Annotated in this window: 12 protein-coding genes; 6 read left to right on the top strand and 6 right to left on the bottom strand. The window is 67.7% G+C overall.

The window, feature by feature from the left end; genetic code table 11:
• Positions 1–209: 209 nt before the first annotated feature.
• From KIH78_RS08035 to KIH78_RS08025, 3 genes are all read right to left on the bottom strand, one after another.
• Positions 210–1,106 carry a sugar ABC transporter permease gene (locus KIH78_RS08035; RefSeq protein WP_214315077.1) on the bottom strand — a complete coding sequence of 299 codons (897 nt, stop codon included), beginning with the start codon at positions 1,104–1,106 and terminating at the stop codon, positions 210–212.
• Positions 1,106–2,479, bottom strand: a complete 1,374-nt coding sequence (locus tag KIH78_RS08030) for a carbohydrate ABC transporter permease (RefSeq protein WP_219131977.1) — start codon at positions 2,477–2,479, stop codon at positions 1,106–1,108. The genes KIH78_RS08035 and KIH78_RS08030 overlap by 1 nt, the downstream gene beginning before the upstream one ends.
• A 317-nt stretch (positions 2,480–2,796) precedes the next feature.
• A complete protein-coding gene (locus tag KIH78_RS08025; protein ID WP_219131934.1) occupies positions 2,797–4,029 on the bottom strand; it encodes an extracellular solute-binding protein in 1,233 nt (410 codons plus the stop codon).
• Between the two features lie 255 nt (positions 4,030–4,284).
• On the opposite strand from KIH78_RS08025, the gene KIH78_RS08020 reads away from it, so the two are divergent.
• From KIH78_RS08020 to KIH78_RS08005, 4 genes are all read left to right on the top strand, one after another.
• Positions 4,285–6,063: an alpha-amylase family glycosyl hydrolase gene (locus KIH78_RS08020; RefSeq protein ID WP_219131933.1), complete on the top strand. Its 1,779-nt coding sequence runs from the start codon at positions 4,285–4,287 to the stop codon at positions 6,061–6,063.
• Between the two features lie 418 nt (positions 6,064–6,481).
• The gene (gene malQ / locus KIH78_RS08015) at positions 6,482–8,893 is read left to right on the top strand and encodes a 4-alpha-glucanotransferase (RefSeq protein WP_219131932.1); all 2,412 of its coding nucleotides are present in this window, start codon (positions 6,482–6,484) and stop codon (positions 8,891–8,893) included.
• Positions 8,894–9,177: 284 nt separating this feature from the next.
• Complete coding sequence (locus KIH78_RS08010; protein ID WP_219131931.1) at positions 9,178–10,962, top strand: glycoside hydrolase family 13 protein; 1,785 nt, start codon at positions 9,178–9,180, stop codon at positions 10,960–10,962.
• A 179-nt stretch (positions 10,963–11,141) separates the two neighbouring features.
• Positions 11,142–12,161, top strand: a complete 1,020-nt coding sequence (locus tag KIH78_RS08005; RefSeq protein WP_219131930.1) for a LacI family DNA-binding transcriptional regulator — start codon at positions 11,142–11,144, stop codon at positions 12,159–12,161.
• A gap of 50 nt (positions 12,162–12,211) precedes the next feature.
• Here KIH78_RS08005 and KIH78_RS08000 read toward each other — a convergent pair whose 3' ends face one another.
• Positions 12,212–12,922 (bottom strand): histidine phosphatase family protein, encoded by a 711-nt coding sequence (locus KIH78_RS08000; RefSeq protein WP_214315061.1) that lies wholly within the window; start codon positions 12,920–12,922, stop codon positions 12,212–12,214.
• Positions 12,923–13,089: 167 nt separating this feature from the next.
• Between KIH78_RS08000 and KIH78_RS07995 the strand changes: the two genes are divergently transcribed.
• Both KIH78_RS07995 and KIH78_RS07990 read left to right on the top strand, forming a co-directional pair.
• Positions 13,090–13,479, top strand: coding sequence for a DUF4235 domain-containing protein (locus tag KIH78_RS07995; RefSeq protein ID WP_214315060.1), 390 nt, complete (start codon positions 13,090–13,092; stop codon positions 13,477–13,479).
• Between the two features lie 80 nt (positions 13,480–13,559).
• Positions 13,560–14,423 carry a glycosyltransferase gene (locus tag KIH78_RS07990; RefSeq protein ID WP_236034517.1) on the top strand — a complete coding sequence of 288 codons (864 nt, stop codon included), beginning with the start codon at positions 13,560–13,562 and terminating at the stop codon, positions 14,421–14,423.
• 7 nt (positions 14,424–14,430) lie between these two features.
• Here the strand turns inward: KIH78_RS07990 and KIH78_RS07985 are convergent, their stop codons facing one another.
• Both KIH78_RS07985 and KIH78_RS07980 read right to left on the bottom strand, forming a co-directional pair.
• Positions 14,431–15,540, bottom strand: a complete 1,110-nt coding sequence (locus tag KIH78_RS07985) for a glycosyltransferase (RefSeq protein WP_219131929.1) — start codon at positions 15,538–15,540, stop codon at positions 14,431–14,433.
• A 162-nt stretch (positions 15,541–15,702) separates the two neighbouring features.
• Positions 15,703–17,593 (bottom strand): DUF6541 family protein (locus KIH78_RS07980; protein WP_219131928.1); only part of this gene is annotated, 1,891 nt, incomplete at its 5' end.

Raw genomic sequence — 17,593 nt, 5'->3', positions numbered from 1 at the left:
ACGCGCGAGGCTCAATCCTGCCTTCGTTCGGCTGTCGCCTCACTCAGGCTGAGCCTACGGACAGTCCACCGGGCTTCCCGCTGAACGCGTCTCCTCCGGCCCTGCAAGAACGGACCGGCCTACGGCCGGACCCAATCCTGCCTTCGTTCGGCTGTCGCCTCACTCAGGCTGACGCTACGGGAAGCCCACCGGGCTTCCCGCTGAACGCGTCAGCCCTTGACGGAACCGCTCATGGACTCCTGGTAGAAGCGCTGCATCACGATGAACAGGATGGCGATCGGGATCGAGATCACCACGGCCGCGGCGGCGAAGCGGGCGTACCAGTTCTGGATGTACTCCTTGTCCAGCATGAGCCACAGGCCCAGAGCCACCGTGTAGTTCGACTGCGTGCGGCAGATCACCTTCGCCATGACGAAGTCGAGCCACGGGGTCAGGAAGCCGATGATGGCCTGGTAGACGATCATGGGCTTGCAGATCGGGATGATGATCTTGGTGAACACCTGCAGACGGGTGCAGCCGTCGAGCATGGCGGCCTCGTCGAGCGAGGTCGGGATGGTGTCCATGTAGCCCTTCATCACGTAGAAGCCCGCTCCGGAGCCGGCCGAGTAGACCAGAATCAGGGCGATGGTGGTCATGCCCTCGCCGGTGAGGCCCACAGCCTTGAGAATGAAGTAGATGGCGGAGACGGCCATGATGCCCGGGAACATGCCCAGGATGAGCACCACGTTCATGAACGTGCGGCGCGTGCGGAAGCGCAGGCGGCTCATGCAGTAAGCCACCGAAAGCACGAAGAACATGGAGATCAGGCACACGAACACCGCGACGATGAACGTGTTCATGAACATCTTCGGGAAGTTCAGCACCGACTTGTCCGTGAACAGCGCCACGTAGTTGTCCAGCGAGAACTCGGTGGGGAAGAACGTCTTCGTGTACGGCGCGGTGTTCTTGTTGAAGCTCTCCGCGAACACCCACACGATCGGGATGAGCCAGATGACCGCCATGACGGCGAGGAACAGGTGCGACAGGACGTCGCCGAGGATGCGGCGCTTCTTGGCGTCGTGCATGAGGCCGTGCGATTCGGCCTTCTGAACGCTGTGGTCACTCATCAGCGGAATGCCTCCTCATTCTTGTAGGAACCGGAATTGCGGTAGGTGACGAGCGACACCACCGCGAGGACGATGAAGGTCATGATGCCGATGACGGCACCGAGGTTGTAGTCGTTCTTGTCCACCGTGAGCTTGTACAACCAGGTGATGAGCAGGTCCGTCTTGCCTGCGGACGAGCCGACGGGCGTCGGGTTGCCCGCGGAGAGCAGGTAGATGACGTTGAAGTTGTTCACGTTGCCGGTGAACGTGGTGATGAGGTACGGGGTGAGCACGAAGATGATGTACGGCATCGTGATCTTCACGAAGATCTGCCACCAGTTGGCGCCGTCGATCTTCGCGGCCTCGTACAGGTCGGCCGGGATGTTCTGCAGGATGCCGGTGATCTGCATGATGGTGTACGGGATGCCGACCCACAGGTTGATGACGATGACGGTGACGCGCGCCCACGTGGCGTTCGTGAAGAACGGCAGCGCGGAGTCGATCCAGCCCCATTCCATGAGCAGACGGTTGATGGCGCCGGTGGGCTGCAGCATGGTGCGCATGACCAGCAGGGACACGAACTGCGGCACGGCGATGGACATCGAGAAGCAGGCGCGCCAGAAACCCTTGAAGCGGGTGGTCCTGCGGTTGATGATCATCGCGAAGAACATGCCGAAGAAGAAGTTGAGGAACGTGGCGAAGAACGCCCACACCAGGGTCCAGGCGAGCACGGACATGAACAGTCCGGCGTTGACGGTGCCGCCGCTGTTGGAGAACACCTCGGCGAAGTTCTGGAAGCCCACCCAGTCGAACAGGGTCAGGTGCTTATGGTCGTAGCTGGTGAACGCCATCGAGATCATGAAGATGAGCGGCAGCACGGTGAACACGAGGATGCCGAGCGTCGGCAGGAACATGAGCAGCTGGTTGGCCTTCTGGTTGGTCAACGTGTGCAGGTCGTCGGAGAGGCTCGGGGCCTGGCCGTGCTCGCGCGCCAGGCATTCGGCCTTGTACGCGCACTTGAGGGAGATGGTCCACAAGTAGACGAACAGCGCGCAGATGACGAGCGTGCACACGCCGTACAGCAGGATGACCACGGAGTTGTCGCCGGCGGTGTACACCCAGAAGCCGTCGACCAGCTTCTTGCCCTGCTTCTGGTCGCCCAGGCCGGGGAGCTTGCCCAGGTATTCCGCGCCGCCCACGACCATGAAGACGATGAACGCGATCTCGAGGGCCAGCAATGCGATGCCCTTGACGAACTGCTTGCGCACGATGTTGCCGAGGCCGAACACGACCGCCGACAGTTTGGTGAAGATGTCGCCGCGGGTCAGCGCGTTGCGGACCGAATACGGCGAGGGGGCCACGTAGTCCGCGCCCAGCTTGCGACGGCGCTTCATCTCGCGTGGGGAAAGGGTTGCCGATGTCATTGCACCCTACCGCCTCTCAGTGAATGGATTGGATGGATGGTTCGAACGAATCGAATTTCGAATGAATCGAATTTCGAACGAATCGAGTGGATGGGAAGGAACATGAAGGAACCGCGACAGGGCCCGGGCGCCGTCTGCGTCAACAGCATGTCGCCCGGGCCCTGTCACGAAGGAGGAGGAGAGGTAAAGAGATAGAAGGAGTCAGTGCCGGTGTCGGTCAGCCGGTCCTGCGATCGGCGGGGCCGGGGCGGCCTGGACGGCCGGGACCGGAGTCCCGGCCGTCATGCTCACTCGGCGTACTTGCCGACCTGCTTGACCCAGTCGTCGGTCTTGGCCTGGGCGTTGTCGGCGGTGACTTCCTTGTTGACGAGGGCCTTGCCGAAGGTCTCGGCCGGGGTCCACCAGTCGTTCATGCCGGACAGACCGGACTGCAGGATGGCGGTGTTGGCCATGGTGTCGGCCTGGGCCTTGGCGGCGATGTCGTCGGTGGTCAGGTCGGACAGGGACTTGTCGGTCGGCGGGATCTGGCGGGCCTCGTAGTGCAGCTTCTGCGCCTCGGTGGAACCGAGGTAGGCGGCGAACTGGGCGGCGGCCTTCGGGTTGGAGGCGTTCGGGTTGTACGCGGCGGCCTTGGTGGCGGCGAAGGACTTCATCTGCTTGGTCTGGCCGTTGACGGTGAAGGTCGGCAGCTGCGTGGCGGCGTAGTTGCCGCCGAGGGCCTTCTGGATGGTGGCGGCGTCCCAAGTGCCGGAGAAGTAGGCCTTGACGGTGCCGGCCTGCAGTTCGGAGAGGCCGGAGTTGTCGGCGGAGTCATGGAAGTTCGGGTTGGCGACGAGGTTCGCGAGGTACGTGGTGATGTCGGCGGAGTCCTTCGGGAAGACCATGCCGGCCTTCGCGTTGTTGCCCTTCTCGCCGAACAGGCTCAGGCCGTCATAGAAGCCGCCGATGTACCAGGAGTTGGAGAGCGGGAAGGCGACGGCGGCCTTGGAGACCATCGTGTCGAGGCTCTTGACGTCCTCCTCGGAGAACGCGGACTTGTCGTAGTACATGAACCAGGTGTTGCCGGTGTAGGGCACGCCGTACAGGATGCCGTCGGGGCCGGTGACGGAGCTGACCTCGAGGTCGCCGTTCTGCTCCTTGACCTGCTTGGCGGCGTCGGTGCCGAGCTGGCCGATGGCGCCGGAGTCGATGAGGGTGCCGAGCTGGTCGGAGGCGAACATGTAGACGTCGGCAGCGGAGGACGGGTCGGTCTGCACGGTCTTGGAGGCGTCGCCCTCGGAGACGACGTCGTTCTTCCACGTGATCTGGTATTCGGGGTGGGCCTTCTCGAAGCCGGCCTCCACCTGGCTCAGCCAGGAGTTCTTGCCGTCCTGGTCCTCCTGCGGGGCCCAGACCTTCAGGGTGATGGCGCCGCCGTCGGAGGAGCCTCCGTTCGAGTCGTTGTCGGAGCCGCAGGCGGCGAGCGGCAGCAGCATGGCGGTTGCGGCGGCGAGGCCGATGGCCTTCTTCCAGTTGATCATCGTTGATCCGTTCCTTTCTCAGTTCGGTGTTTCCGATCTCCGGATGCCCACGTTTTCAGTTCCTGTGCTGAAAGCTTCGTTGCATACGTTCACATTGGTTCGGTATGGCTTTGAAATGTTTCGTTTGCAACGCTGCGGAACATCGTTGACTGCAACTATAGCACGGTTTTTGCATACGTTGGCATATGATGGTTGCAGGCCTCCGGCGCAGCCGTCATGCACCGGCCGAAAACCGCACGAACACAGGAGTTTCCCATGACCGAACCCACGCGACACGCCCAGCACGAACCCTCCGCCGACACCCCGTGGAACACCTCCCCCGCCGCCGCATCGCAGACCGCAACGCAGCCTGGTCTGCAAACGCGGCGCGGCGGACGCCCGCAATGGCTGGACGACGCCTGCTTCTACGAGGTCTACCCGCAGAGCTTCGCCGACACGAACGGCGACGGCATCGGCGACCTCCCCGGCATCACCGTCCACCTCGACTACATCCGCGACCTCGGCTGCAACGCCCTGTGGATCAACCCGTGCTACGACTCGCCGTTCAAGGACGCCGGCTATGACGTGCGCGACTACACGAAGGTGGCCGAACGCTACGGCACCAACGACGACCTCGTCGCCCTGTTCGAGGCCGCCCACGAACGCGGCATGCACGTGCTGCTCGACCTCGTGCCCGGACACACCAGCGAGGAGCACGCCTGGTTCCGGGCCTCCGCGCACCCCGAGGCGGCCGCGCGCGTCGTCACGAGCGTCGACGGCACAACCGAGAACGTGTCCGAACGCTACATCTGGACCGACTGCTGGATCTCCGGCGGCGACGGCCTGCCATTCATCGGCGGCGAGACCGAACGCGACGGCACGTACATCCTCAACTTCTTCAAGTGCCAGCCGGCGCTGAACTACGGCTTCGCGCACCCGAAGCAGCCGTGGCAGAAGCCCGCGCTCGGCCCGGACGCCCTCGCCACCTGCGAGGCGCTGCTCGGCGTGATGCGCTTCTGGCTCTCCCGCGGCGCAGACGGCTTCCGCGTGGACATGGCCGACAGCCTCGTCAAGCATGACGACTGGGGCAAGCCGGCGACGATCCGCACCTGGCAACACCTGTTCTCGAAGATCCGCCCGGAGTTCCCGGACGCCGTGTTCGTGTCCGAATGGGGCCGGCCGGCGGAATCCATGCAGGCCGGCTTCGACATGGACTTCTACCTCGACTGGCGTTGGGACGGCAATCCGAACGGCTACAACATGCTGCTGCGCAACACCGATACGCCGCTGAAGCACGAGGGCGACGCGAGCTACTTCAACGCAGACTCCGGCGCCTCGATCCGCCCGTTCCTTGAGCAGTACGTCCCGCAGCTCAGGGACTGCGAGCGCGCGGGCGGACGGTTCGACCTCATCACCTGCAACCATGACACGCTGCGCCTGGCCCAGCGACTCTCCGCACGCGAACTCAAGGTGGCGTACGGCATGCTGCTGACCATGCCGGGCTGCCCGTTCGTCTACTACGGCGATGAGATCGGTCTGTCGTACCGCCCGCTGCCCACCAAGGAGGGCGGCTATGTGCGCACCGGCAGCCGCACGCCGATGCAGTGGGACGCCTCGCTGCCGAACCTCGGCTTCTCCACGGCCCCGGCGGACCGCCTGTATCTGCCGGTGCAGGAGCCTGCGGACGGTGACGGGGACGCCCCGGTCACGGCGGCCGCCGCGATGGCCGATCCGGATTCGCTGCGGCAGTGGATGCGCGCGGTGCTCGCGTTCCGCCACGCCACGCCCGCATTGGCCTCGTCCGCCGGCTTCGAGGTGCTCTCCGGTGACGGGCGTCTGTTCGCCTACCGCCGCACGGCGGCGCATCCTTCCGGAAATGACGGCGGCGCCTCCACCGAATCGGTCATCATCGCGATGAACCCGGGCCGGGACACGCTGCGCCTGCCGCTGGACGGGCCGGACAAGGACCGCGCCGTCGCCCTATCCATCGGCGGGCCGCTCATCGAGGACGGGGAGCTGCTGCTGCCACCCCAATCCTTCGCGGTGCTGAGCTGACTGCGTTACAAGGGGTGCTTTACCGTTGTTCCGAAATTCCACCTCGCTTACGAGGGGTATCCGCTCCCGGTACGACGGGCCCGAATCGGCTTAATGCCGTTGCGACCATGCGGTTTCCGGGGAGTGATACTCCAACGTGGCACCCCTTATACGCGAGATGGCATTCCGGAACAGCGGCAAAGTACCCCTCATAGCGTGTATACGGTCGCATGCGGCTCCCCGCGACGCCGCATACGGTCCCGCCGCGCCGACGCCGGCCTCACGCGCGAACACCCGACCGTATTGCAAACGATGTCATTCCGCGCTATGGTCGAGGGCAACGTCACTTCACCAATCCATCATCCCGCCCGATACGCCACGGACGACCGTACCGGGGAGGCGGCGTGGAAGCCGCACCGATGCATCTCAAGGAGCACTCATGACCGCAACATCCCATCAACCATCCGCACGCACGGAAAGCGCCGAACGACTGGCGCGGCCGCTCATCCGCCTCGCCAAGGCGAGCGGCGTGGCCACCTCGTACATCGACCAGCTCGGCGACTACGTGGAGATCGCCGACGACGTGCTGGTCGACGTGCTCGCCGCGCTCGGCGTCGACGCCTCCTCCCCCGAGGCCATCGCCCGCTCGCAGGCCGCCCTCGACGAACGGGACGCCCACCGCGTGCTGCCCTCGAAGACCATCGTCGTCACCGTCGCGGAGGGGAGCCCGGCCCCGAAGGGCGCGGCGGACACCGGGGCGACCGGCACCGCCGCGTCCGCCGCGAAGCCGGAGACCGCACGCCGTCTCACGCCCGCCGTCATCCGCCTGCACTGCCCGGAGGGCGCGGAGCCGTCCGTGACCCTCACGCTGGAGGACGGCTCCACGCTGCGCAACGAGCAGTCCGACCTGCTGCCCGACCTCAACAGCGCCGACTGGCTCCTCACGCTGCCGGCGGACCTGCCGATCGGCTACCACACGCTGCGCGTCACCCTGTCCGGAGACGTGGACGACGTGAACACTGCGACCGCCACAGCCACCGCGGACGGCGAAGCCACGGGCGAATCGGCCACGCTCATCGTGGCTCCCAAGCGCATTCCGCTGCCGAAGCCCATCGCGGAGCATCCGCGCTGGGGGTGGATGACGCAGCTGTACTCGGTGCGGTCGCGCGGCTCCTGGGGTGTGGGCGACTACGGCGATCTGAAGCGTCTGCTCGCCGACGCCGGCGAACGCTCCGGCGCCGATTTCATGCTCATCAACCCGGTGCACGCCTGCGCGCCCGTCCCGCCGCTGGAGCCTTCGCCGTATCTGCCGGAATCGCGCCGCTTCCTCAACGCCACGTACATCCGTCCGCAGGACATCCCCGAATACGCGGCCGCGGCGGACCGCACGGCGGGCACGACCGGTGCCGGCGCCGGCTCGGCGGGCGAAAGGCAAGACACGGAGCTCATGGACGCCCGGGCCGTGGCCCGCGTGCAGGAGCTGCACGCGCTCGTCGCATACCGCAACGACGACGCGAAGCCAATGGATCTCAACGAGGCGTGGCGGGCGAAGCGCCAGGCCCTGCGTCTCATCTTCGAGGCGCCGCGCAGCCCGGAGCGCGAGGCCGCGTTCGAGGAGTTCAAGCGTCAGGCAGGCCCGGATCTGGACGCCTTCGCCACGTGGTGCGTGGCGTTCGAGGTGTGGGGCGCGCCGTGGGAGGAGCCCTCGTGGTTCCACACCACGAACCGCGATTCGCCGGAGGTGCGGAAGCTCGTCGAGGAGCACCGGGACCTGTTCGAGTTCAACCGGTGGCTGCAGTGGATCGCCGACGAGCAGCTCACCGCCGCGCAGCGCGCCGCCAAAGCTTCCGGCATGGCGCTGGGCCTCATGATGGACATGGCCGTGGGCGTGCATTCCCTCGGTGCGGACGCCTGGTGGTATCCGGAGCGGTTCGCGGCCGACGGCGTCACCGTGGGCTGTCCGCCGGACTTCTACAACCAGCAAGGGCAGGATTGGGGCCAGCCTCCGTTCCACCCGCGCTATCTCGAGGAGACCGGGTACCGCGTGTACCGGGAGATGGTGCACGCCATGTTCGCGCATGCGGGCGCGGTGCGCATCGACCATATCCTCGGCCTGTTCCGCCTGTGGTGGATCCCGCGCGGCAAGGGCGCGAAGGGCGGCGCGTACGTGACGTACGACCATGAGGCGATGCTCGCGGTGCTCGCCATCGAGGCGACGCGCGCGAACGGCGTGGTGGTCGGCGAGGATCTGGGCACCGTGCCCGACTACGTGCACGAGGTGCTGTCCTCGCACGGCGTGTTCGGCACCGACGTGGCCTGGTTCTCCCGCGTGGACGATTCGCCGAACGCGGGCGACCCGTACAAGCCGCCGACCGACTACCGCCGTCAGACCCTGGCCTCGGTGACGACGCACGACCTGCCGCCCACGGCCGGCTATCTCGAGTTCGAGCATGTGAAGCTGCGCGAGCGACTGCACCTGCTGGACGGGCCGGTGTCCGGCTTCGCGGCCCTGGCACGCGCCGAACGCCGTGCCATGCTGGACATGCTCGTCGAAGGCGGATGGCTGCCGGCAGCGGATGCGGCCGCAGCCGAACGGGACATGCCCGCCTACGAGCAGGAGATCGTGGAGGCGATGCACGCGATGCTCACCGAGACGCCGTCGCTGCTGCGGCAGGCGGCGCTGGTGGACGGCACCGGCCAGCACGCCTCGGTGAACCAGCCGGGCACGTCGGACCAGTATCCGAACTGGCGCATCCCGCTGCAGGATGCGGAAGGCCGCGTGGTGCACACCGACGAGGTGTTCAAAGACCCGCGCGTGCTGTCCCTGGCCGAGGTGATGAGCGGCAAGTGATCCACCCCGGTTCACGATTTCCGCAGGGTGGAAATCGTGAACCGGAAACGCACATCATCACACACGCCCGGAATCGGCTTTCGCTCTGATTCCGGGCTTTGTCATGTGCAATCGCACAGCCCTCCGGTTCACGATCCGAGCGACGACGCAATGGGGACCCGCGCCGCCTGAGCATCGGACAACGCCGGCAGCACCGCGACGACGCTGCTATCGTTGTCATCGAATCGTCGTCGGACGCGGGAGACGCGCCGGCGCGGCGTCGCACAGGAAAGGACGGAACGCGCATGACCGCGAACAACGAACGCAGCGACTGGTGGAAGCAGGCCGTCGTCTATCAGGTCTATCCGCGCAGCTTCAAGGACGTGAACGGCGACGGCCTGGGCGACATCGCCGGCGTCACCGAGAAGATGGGCTACCTCAAGGCGCTCGGCGTCGACGCCGTCTGGCTGAGCCCGTTCTACCCCTCCGACCTGGCGGACGGCGGCTACGACGTCATCGACTACCGGAACGTCGACCCGCGTCTCGGCACCATGGACGACTTCGACCGGATGGCGGCCGCCGCGCACGAGGCCGGCATCAAGGTGATCGTCGACATCGTACCCAACCACACGGCGGACAAGCACGTGATGTTCCAGGAGGCCCTCAAGGCCGGCCGCGGCTCGGCCGCGCGCGACCGCTACATCTTCCGCGAGGGGCGCGGGGCGAACGGCGAACTGCCGCCGAACGACTGGCAGTCGCTGTTCGGCGGCCCGGCCTGGCAGCGGGTGGAGGACGGCCAGTGGTACCTGCACATCTTCGCCAAGGAGCAGCCGGACCTCAACTGGAGGAACCCGGACGTGCACGAGGAGTTCAAGACCACGCTGCGATTCTGGTCCGACCACGGCGCCGACGGCTTCCGCATCGACGTGGCGCACGGCCTGGCCAAGGACCTCGATTCCACGCCGCTCGAGGACATGCCCGCGGACACCGTGCAGCAGGTGCTCAACCACGACTTCACCAGCCCCCTGTGGGACCGCCGCGAGGTGCACGACATCTACCGCGAATGGCGCGAGGTGTTCGACGAGTACGATCCGCCGCGCTTCGCCGTGGGCGAGGCGTGGGTGGTGCCCGAGCACCAGCATCTGTACGCCGACCCGGCCGGCCTGGGGCAGGTGTTCAACTTCGAGTTCGCCGAGGCGAACTGGGACGCCGGCGAGTTCCGCTCCGCCATCCGCCACGGGCTCGAGACGGCCGCGGAGACGCAGGGTTCGACCACCACGTGGGTGATGAACAACCACGACGTGCCGCGCAGCCCCTCCCGCTACGGCCTGCCGCAGGTGAAGGGGCCGGTCTACCATCAGCTCGCGCACGACTGGCTGCTGCGCGACGGCGCCTCCTACACCGAGGACCGTGCGCTCGGCACGCGCCGCGCCCGCGCCGCCGCGCTCATGGAGCTCGCGCTGCCCGGATCCGTGTACATCTACCAGGGCGAGGAGCTGGGCCTGTTCGAGGTGGCGAACATCCCGTGGGACCGCTTGGAGGATCCGACGCCGTTCAACACGCGCCGCAACTTCACCGACAAGGGCCGCGACGGCTGCCGCGTGCCGCTGCCGTGGACCGCGGATGACAGGTCCGGCGACGGCCCGGTTCCGGCCGATTGGGACCCCGCGTTCGCGGACGGCGCGTCCACGTCGTTCGGTTTCTCCCCCGCCACGCGCCCCGACGGCACGCCCGCGGCCGCGCCGCACCTGCCGCAGCCCCTGTGGTTCAGGGATTTCGCGGCCGACGTCGAGGCCGCCGACGGCTCCTCGATGCTCAACCTGTACCGTCGCGCGTTGGCGTTGCGCGCGAAGCTGCTCACCGCCACCGGCGACACGTCGACGGTGGAGTGGCTGGACGACGAGGGTTCCGGCGACGAGGTCATCGCCTACGCCCGTCCGACGGCCGACGGCCGCACGCTCGTGTGCGTGACCAATTTCGGCACGGAGCCGGTGCCGCTTCCGGACGACGCCGCGCTGCTGCTCACCTCCGCCCCGCTCACCGACGACGACCGCCTGCCGGCCGACGCCGCCGCCTGGCTCGCGTGCTGAACGCGCGCCGAAACTCCGCCGGGAGCGCGCCGAGAGACGCCTGCAAACCCCGTCATTCCAACGATGTGACCGCACACGGCAACGCGTGTACACTGGTACTGCATTCGTTAGCATAACGGGGTGCCGGCATGGCTCGACGGCGCTCCCCACCCGATTCACCGGCACGAACAGGGGGTCCCATGAGCAGCAGCATCCAGGACGTGGCCAAGGCGGCGGGCGTCTCCATCTCCACCGTGTCGCGGTCGTTCACCCGCCCCACGCTGGTCTCGGAGAAGACGCGCGAACGCGTGCTCGCCGCGGCCGACCGGCTCAACTTCTCCCTCTCCCGTTCCGCGGCCGCGCTCAAATCCGGACGCGCGCTGCGCGTGGCCGTACTTATGAGCGGCCACATCCGCCTGTGGTTCACCGCATCCGTCATCGAAGGCCTCAATGACGTCTTCCACGCGGAGGGCTACGACATCTCCGTCTTCCAGGTGTCCAGCATCGAGGAGCGCAAGGAGTTCTTCGACATGCTGCCCGTCCGCCGCAACGCGGACGCCGTCATCGTCGTCTCCTTCGACATCGACAACGAGGAGACCGCGCAGCTCGCCACCGTGGGCGTGCCGATCATCGGCATCAACACGGCCGACGCCGCGCAGCACGGCTTCGCCGCGGCCGTCACCATCAACGACGAGCAGGGCTCCACGCTGGCCGCACGCCACCTCATCAACCTGGGGCATCGCAGCATCGCCTACATCCGCACCGACCGCGACGTGTCCCTGAGCTTCTCCGTGCGCGGCCGTTTCGACGCGTTCACCGAACGCTGCCGACAGGAGGGCATCGAACCGCAGGTCATCGTCTGCAAGGTGGACGACGCCGGACACTACCGCATCGGCGACGTGGTCACGCAGCTCATGAGCCTGCCGGACATGCCCACCGCCATCGCCTGCCAGGAGGACGGCATCGCGCTGCCGCTCATGTTCCAGCTGGAACGCAACGGCCTGTCCGTACCGGGCGACGTGTCGCTCATCGGCTACGACGACAGCTTCTACACGGACGACATCGGCCTGACCACCATCCGCCAGGACCCGGTGGACATGGCGCACACCGCCGCACGCATGACGATGGACCTCATCAACGGACGCGACGTGGACCAGCCGTTCCACGAGATCCCGCCGCAGCTCATCGTCCGCTCCAGCACGACGCGGCTGGACGGCTGACGGCCGGCGGTGCCGTCAGCCGTCCGGACCGTCGGCCGACGATACCGACGCTAGCAGTTCCAGCGTTCAATGACGTTGTCGCCCTTGTAGCGGCTCAGCACCGAATAGTGGGCCGTGTCCAGACGCAGCAGGCGCGCGAACCGCGGGTCCACGCCCAGCCACTGCGAGGTGAGGATGCGCAGGATGTGCGCGTGCGCGACGAGCAGCACGTCATGTCCGGCCTCCAGCAGCGGCGTCACCTGCGCGATGGCGCCGCGGGCGCGCGCGGCAGCCTCCTCCACCGTCTCGCCGGTACCGGCGTGCACCTGCACCTCGCCGCCCTCCGGCAGACGCTCGGTCCAATCGGCGTCCATCGATGCCGGCAGCGACTGCGGGCCGTCACGCCAGACGTCCCAGTCGAATCCGCTCATCTCGCGCACGCGCTGGCGCGTGCGACCCTCCGCACGGCCGTAATCCCACTCCGCGATGCCGTCCAGCGTGCCGTGCTCCGCGAACCCGGCCAGTTCGGCCGTCTGCTGCGCACGCTTCAGCGGGCTGGAGAAGACGCAGTCGGCACGGAACCCTCCGGGGAACGCGGCGCGCAAGCGTTCCCCGGCCGCCGCGGCCTGCTCCCGTCCCACCGAAGTCAGCGGCACGTTCGTGCGCCCGGTGTGCTGTCCCGATTCGCTCCACGCGGTCTGTCCATGACGCAGCAGCACCAGGAAGCCGGAGCCGCCGCGGGCGTCGACGGCCACAGTGCCGCCTTCAACATGTTCACTCATGACACCCACTGTAGCCCGTCCCCGCATCCGGCTCCAACCCTGTTGCCGTTTCCTCCCGCGCGGGAAGGCCGGACGGGTGTCAAGGCGACCGGCCGGGGTCCCGCAACGACCGGCGGAACGGGCGCGGAACCGCACGACCCGGGCCGGCGCGGACTAGACTGGAACGCATGAACGCCGCGAAACACCGCTCCACCAGCACCCCCTCCGAAGCCGACGCCGCCGTCGAAGCCCTCCACCGCATCGACCGCAAGGTCGACGCCCTGCGCGAGCAACGTCTCAACGACCCGGACACCCTGGGCGACAAGCTGTTCACCTGGGCACTGCCGTCCATCGCCGGACTCGTGGCGGGCAAGCTGCTCGACACCACGTGGCGCCGCGGCACCGCGCGACGCAACCTGCGCAAGGGGCTCGACGCCGACGCCCCGCAGGGCCTGCTCATGAGCATCGCGTTCGCCGCCGTCTCCGCCGCCGTGGGCGCGGCCGTCTCCCAGCTCGCCGACCGCGGCTCGAAGCAGGTGGTGGCGCGGATGCAGCGCCGTCGCCGCCGTCGCGGCTGACGGACTTGCCTACACAGACCTCCTGTGAATCATCCCCCGGACCTATCCGCTCACAAGAACCGGCGGTTACACTGGTGGGCATGACTGAAACCGTGCAACCGTTCTGCGTGCTCATGAGCGTCTACCAAGGCGAGACCTTGGCGCACCTGCAGCGCGCGGTGGCGTCGGCCACGGTGGAACAGACGCTGCCGCCCGAACAATGCGTCATCGTGCGCGACGGACCGGTGCCGCAGGACATGCAGCGGTACCTCGACGACCTGGAGGACGACGATTCCGCCCGCCACATCACACGCTTCACCATCGTCCCGCTCGAGCACAACGACGGGCTGGCGCACGCGCTGAACGTCGGACTCGCCCACTGCGACCACGAGCTCGTGGCCCGCGCGGACAGCGACGACATCTCGCTGCCGGACCGCTTCGCCACCCAGCTGCCGCTGTTCCGGAGCGGCGCGATCGACGTGGCGGGCAGCGCCATCCGCGAATTCAGCGGCGACGAGACGCATCTCGGCCAGGTGCGCACGCTGCCGGCGGGCGGCCCGGAGCTGGCCCGTTACGCGCGACTGCAATCCCCGCTGCACCACCCCAGCGTGGTGTTCCGCAAATCCGCGGTGCTCGCCGCCGGCGGCTATCCGGAGCATGCCGGACGGTTCGAAGACTATCTGCTGTGGGAGCGGATGCTGCTGCGCGGCGCGCGCATGCGCAACGTGGGCGCGCCGCTCGTGCTCTACCGCGTGGATGCCGGCGCCTACGAGCGCCGCGGCGGACGCGACATGTTCCGTGAGGAGGTCCGGCTGCAGCGTCGGTTCCTCGCCGACGGGTTCGTCACGCGCACGCAGTTCCTGCGCAACGTGACGGTCCGCGCCGTCTACCGTCTCGTCCCCACGCGCGCGCGTCGGGCCGCGTACCGCGCGCTCACCGCGCTGCGCAATCGCGGGAGGCGCTGAGAGAGCGCTATCGTTCGGGTTCGACGACGCGAATGGCTTCGACGACTTCAGGAACGTCCGCGAAGATTTCGGCGTTCGACGCCGGCTTCGTGCGGAAGCCGTCGTGACGGCCGCGACGGAAGCAGTCGGCGATCGTCGCACGGTCGGACGACCGCAGCCAGGTCAGCACCCAGCGACGGGCCGTCTTCAACAGGAACTCGACGAGCTCCGAACCGGAGAAATTGCCGCGCGAGAAGCGGAACAGCCAGATCTTGTTGCGCACCTCGTTGTAGAAGCGGGCGCCCGGATCGGCGTCCGAGGAGCCGAACACCTTCGTCTTGTGCACCACCTCGCTGGCCGGCACGTAGTAGCCGATGCCGCGACGCAGCAGGGCCGACGTGAATTCGAAATCGTCGTTCCACAGGAAGTACGCGGCGCGCGGCAGACGGCTGAGCGTCAGGATGGCGCCCGCGTTCATCAGGCAGGAGACGAACGAGAGCGAACGCACCTGATAGGCGGCCGGTCCGGACGGCACGGACGATTCGGACGGTTCCGATTCGTCGGCGAAGCTGGACATGTCGAGCAGACGGTCGCCCTTACGCACCCACGTGCGCTGGCGCGGCTTGTTCATCAGATGCTCGCGGCCGTCCACCCACAAAGCCTTGGAGCCCAGGACCGCCGGCATCGTACGGTTCTCGTACGCGCAGCGCGCCACCGCGGCGAGCAGCGCCTCCAACGCGCCCGGCGTGGGCACGGTGTCGTCGTCCATCACCCACACGTAGTGGCGGGACTGCGCGACGGCGTCGCCGCCGAACCCGGCGATGGCCTCGGCGATGCCGGCGCAGAAGCCGCCGGCGCCGCCCGTGTTATGCGGCAGGGCGATGACGGTGGCGTCCGGTGCGGTGGAAGCGGCGATGTCGGGCGACGTGGAGGCGGCATCGCCGTCCGCGGTCAGGTACGTCGCGCGGGCGAGCAGCGGGTGGTTGCGAATCACCTGCAACGCGCCGTCGGTGCTCGCGTTGTCGACCACCACGATGCGGTCGACCGGCCGCGTCTGCGCGGCGATTCCGTCCAGACACTCCTGCAACAGGGCTTCGCGGTTGTACGACACGACTACGGCGGTAACGGTGAGCTGCATGCCGACCATTATAGGGTGCGGCCGGGGCCGGGGATGCGGGAGGCGGTGCATCGGCCGCCGCGCAGACGTTCCCGGCACTTCCGCACAGTCTCACGGCAGCACGACCTTGGACGCACAGGGCGGGGCGCATGGCGGGCAGGACGCACGGGACAGGACGCAGGGTCACACACCACAACCGGTGATGCGGTACAGCACGGCGTCGCCCTGCCGGTCCACCGCCTGCATGGCGTCCGGCACCACGGCCAGACCGTCGAACACGTTCTGGTTCGGATCGTCCGGCGCATACGGGCCGCCCATCGAAACGTACCAGTGCAGATCGTTGCGGCGGATGATCTCGCACACCTGCGGGTCGGTGCCCAGGTTCTTCAGATTGCCGCCGAGATAGGCGTGGTCATAGTCCCACGCCATGTACAAGTGCGCGTAGAACGGGGTGCGACGACCCACCGCCAGCATGAGGGCGCTGCCGTTCCATGGGTCGGAGACGACCATCTCATCCTCCGGCACATGCGTGCCGATCCGCTTGAGCAGCAGGTATTCGTCGCTGGTGAGCATCGGATAGTCCTTGCCGTTCTCCGCGAACGCGTATGTGCCCTTCACCGCATGCATCATGCCCGTCATCTGCGGGCTCGCTACGCAGACGAGCACGGCGAGGACGGCGATCACCGTCCGCAGCGCGTGCGGCGCGATTCCGGCGGGACGGTGGGCCGTGGCGACGTCGGACGGGCGGAAGGGGGCGGACGGGACGGACGGGGCAGCGCCATCGGACGAATCGGACCGGTCGGAAGAATCGTGGAGACCAATCGACGCGGCGCGGGCGGACGACGCAAGGCGGCCGCACAGCGCCCGCACGCCCAGGCAGATGATCGGCGCGGCCATCATCGGCCAAGCGGCGAACAGACGACGCTGGTCCTTGTACCACAGCGCGGACACGACCTTCGCCCAATCGGTGTGCGTGCCCGCGCACGCCACGAACACGAAGCCCAACAGCACGAAACCCGCCACCAGCAGCAGGCCGTCGCGACGCGTCGCACGTCCGGCGGAATCGGGACGTTCGGCGGGATCGGCGTCTCCATCGCGGGCGGCACGGGCGGACCGGACATCATGGGCGTCACGGGCGGCATGACCGCACGTGACGATGCCGACCAACGCCACCACCAGCAGCGCCACCACCAGCCAATCCGTCGCCAACCGCTGGTTCACCGCATTGATGGGCGTGCCCGTCAGGAACCGGCCGATCGCGGACGGGATGTCCTCCGTGGGCAGGGCGGGGCCGCCGTTGAGATGGTCGGAGATCGGGCGGGACGTGTCGAAGACGTACATGCGCGCGAACACCGCGCAACCGGCGGCGAACACCGCCAGCACCACGGCCGCGAACGCGCCCACCGCAATCCGCATCGCCCTCACGCCGCGCGTCTCGCGCAGACGGACCGCCACGGACCACAGCCAGAACAACGCCAACGGCATCGCCGTCAGCAGGAACGTCATGATGACGCGGAAATGCGCGAACGACACCGCCAGACCGGCCACCGCGATCCACGCCAGACCGGAGACGCACACGGACGCGCCACGCCGCCAATCGCGCATGCACCATCGCCAGGTGAGCGCGAACAGCACCGGCAGCAGCGTCTGGCCGGCGAACATCGAATACAACGTGCCCCAATCCAACAGCAGGAACGGGCCGCCGGCGACCGAAACCGCCAGCAGGGGCGCGACGAAATCGGAAAGCGCGTGGCGGCCGCACACCGTGCGCACGAGAAACAGGATGGACACGGGCCACACCACGGCGCCGAACACCAGCCAGGCGCACGTGACGGCGGCCGGCGCGGTCAGCGCGGGGAACGCCATGTCGCCGAGCGCCGCGAACTGCTGGAACGCGATCGGATAGACGTCGCGGATGGGCGGCAGCGCGTGCAGCGACGACGCCTCGCCCGTCTGGACGATATGCGCCACGACGTTGTCGTGGAAGACCGTGTCGTAGGTCTGGGTGATCTGGTCCGGCGAAGCGACGGACGTCACGAGACGGACGACGGTGGCGACGGCCGCGACGAGGACG

Origin of the sequence: Bifidobacterium saguinibicoloris, from assembly GCF_019331725.1 — a bacterium.
Lineage (GTDB): Bacteria > Actinomycetota > Actinomycetes > Actinomycetales > Bifidobacteriaceae > Bifidobacterium > Bifidobacterium saguinibicoloris.
Note: the sequence above shows the minus strand (reverse complement) of the source record. Positions and strands in the feature narration are given on the sequence as shown.

Bases quoted from the DNA above. Each gene is read 5' to 3' on its own strand.
- KIH78_RS08035 (WP_214315077.1), bottom strand. From the start codon at position 1,106: ATGAGTGACCACAGCGTTCAGAAGGCCGAATCGCACGGCCTCATGCAC.
- KIH78_RS08030 (WP_219131977.1), bottom strand. From the start codon at position 2,479: ATGAAGCGCCGTCGCAAGCTGGGCGCGGACTACGTGGCCCCCTCGCCG.
- KIH78_RS08025 (WP_219131934.1), bottom strand. From the start codon at position 4,029: ATGATCAACTGGAAGAAGGCCATCGGCCTCGCCGCCGCAACCGCCATG.
- KIH78_RS08020 (WP_219131933.1), top strand. From the start codon at position 4,285: ATGACCGAACCCACGCGACACGCCCAGCACGAACCCTCCGCCGACACC.
- malQ (WP_219131932.1), top strand. From the start codon at position 6,482: ATGACCGCAACATCCCATCAACCATCCGCACGCACGGAAAGCGCCGAA.
- KIH78_RS08010 (WP_219131931.1), top strand. From the start codon at position 9,178: ATGACCGCGAACAACGAACGCAGCGACTGGTGGAAGCAGGCCGTCGTC.
- KIH78_RS08005 (WP_219131930.1), top strand. From the start codon at position 11,142: ATGAGCAGCAGCATCCAGGACGTGGCCAAGGCGGCGGGCGTCTCCATC.
- KIH78_RS08000 (WP_214315061.1), bottom strand. From the start codon at position 12,922: ATGAGTGAACATGTTGAAGGCGGCACTGTGGCCGTCGACGCCCGCGGC.
- KIH78_RS07995 (WP_214315060.1), top strand. From the start codon at position 13,090: ATGAACGCCGCGAAACACCGCTCCACCAGCACCCCCTCCGAAGCCGAC.
- KIH78_RS07990 (WP_236034517.1), top strand. From the start codon at position 13,560: ATGACTGAAACCGTGCAACCGTTCTGCGTGCTCATGAGCGTCTACCAA.
- KIH78_RS07985 (WP_219131929.1), bottom strand. From the start codon at position 15,540: ATGCAGCTCACCGTTACCGCCGTAGTCGTGTCGTACAACCGCGAAGCC.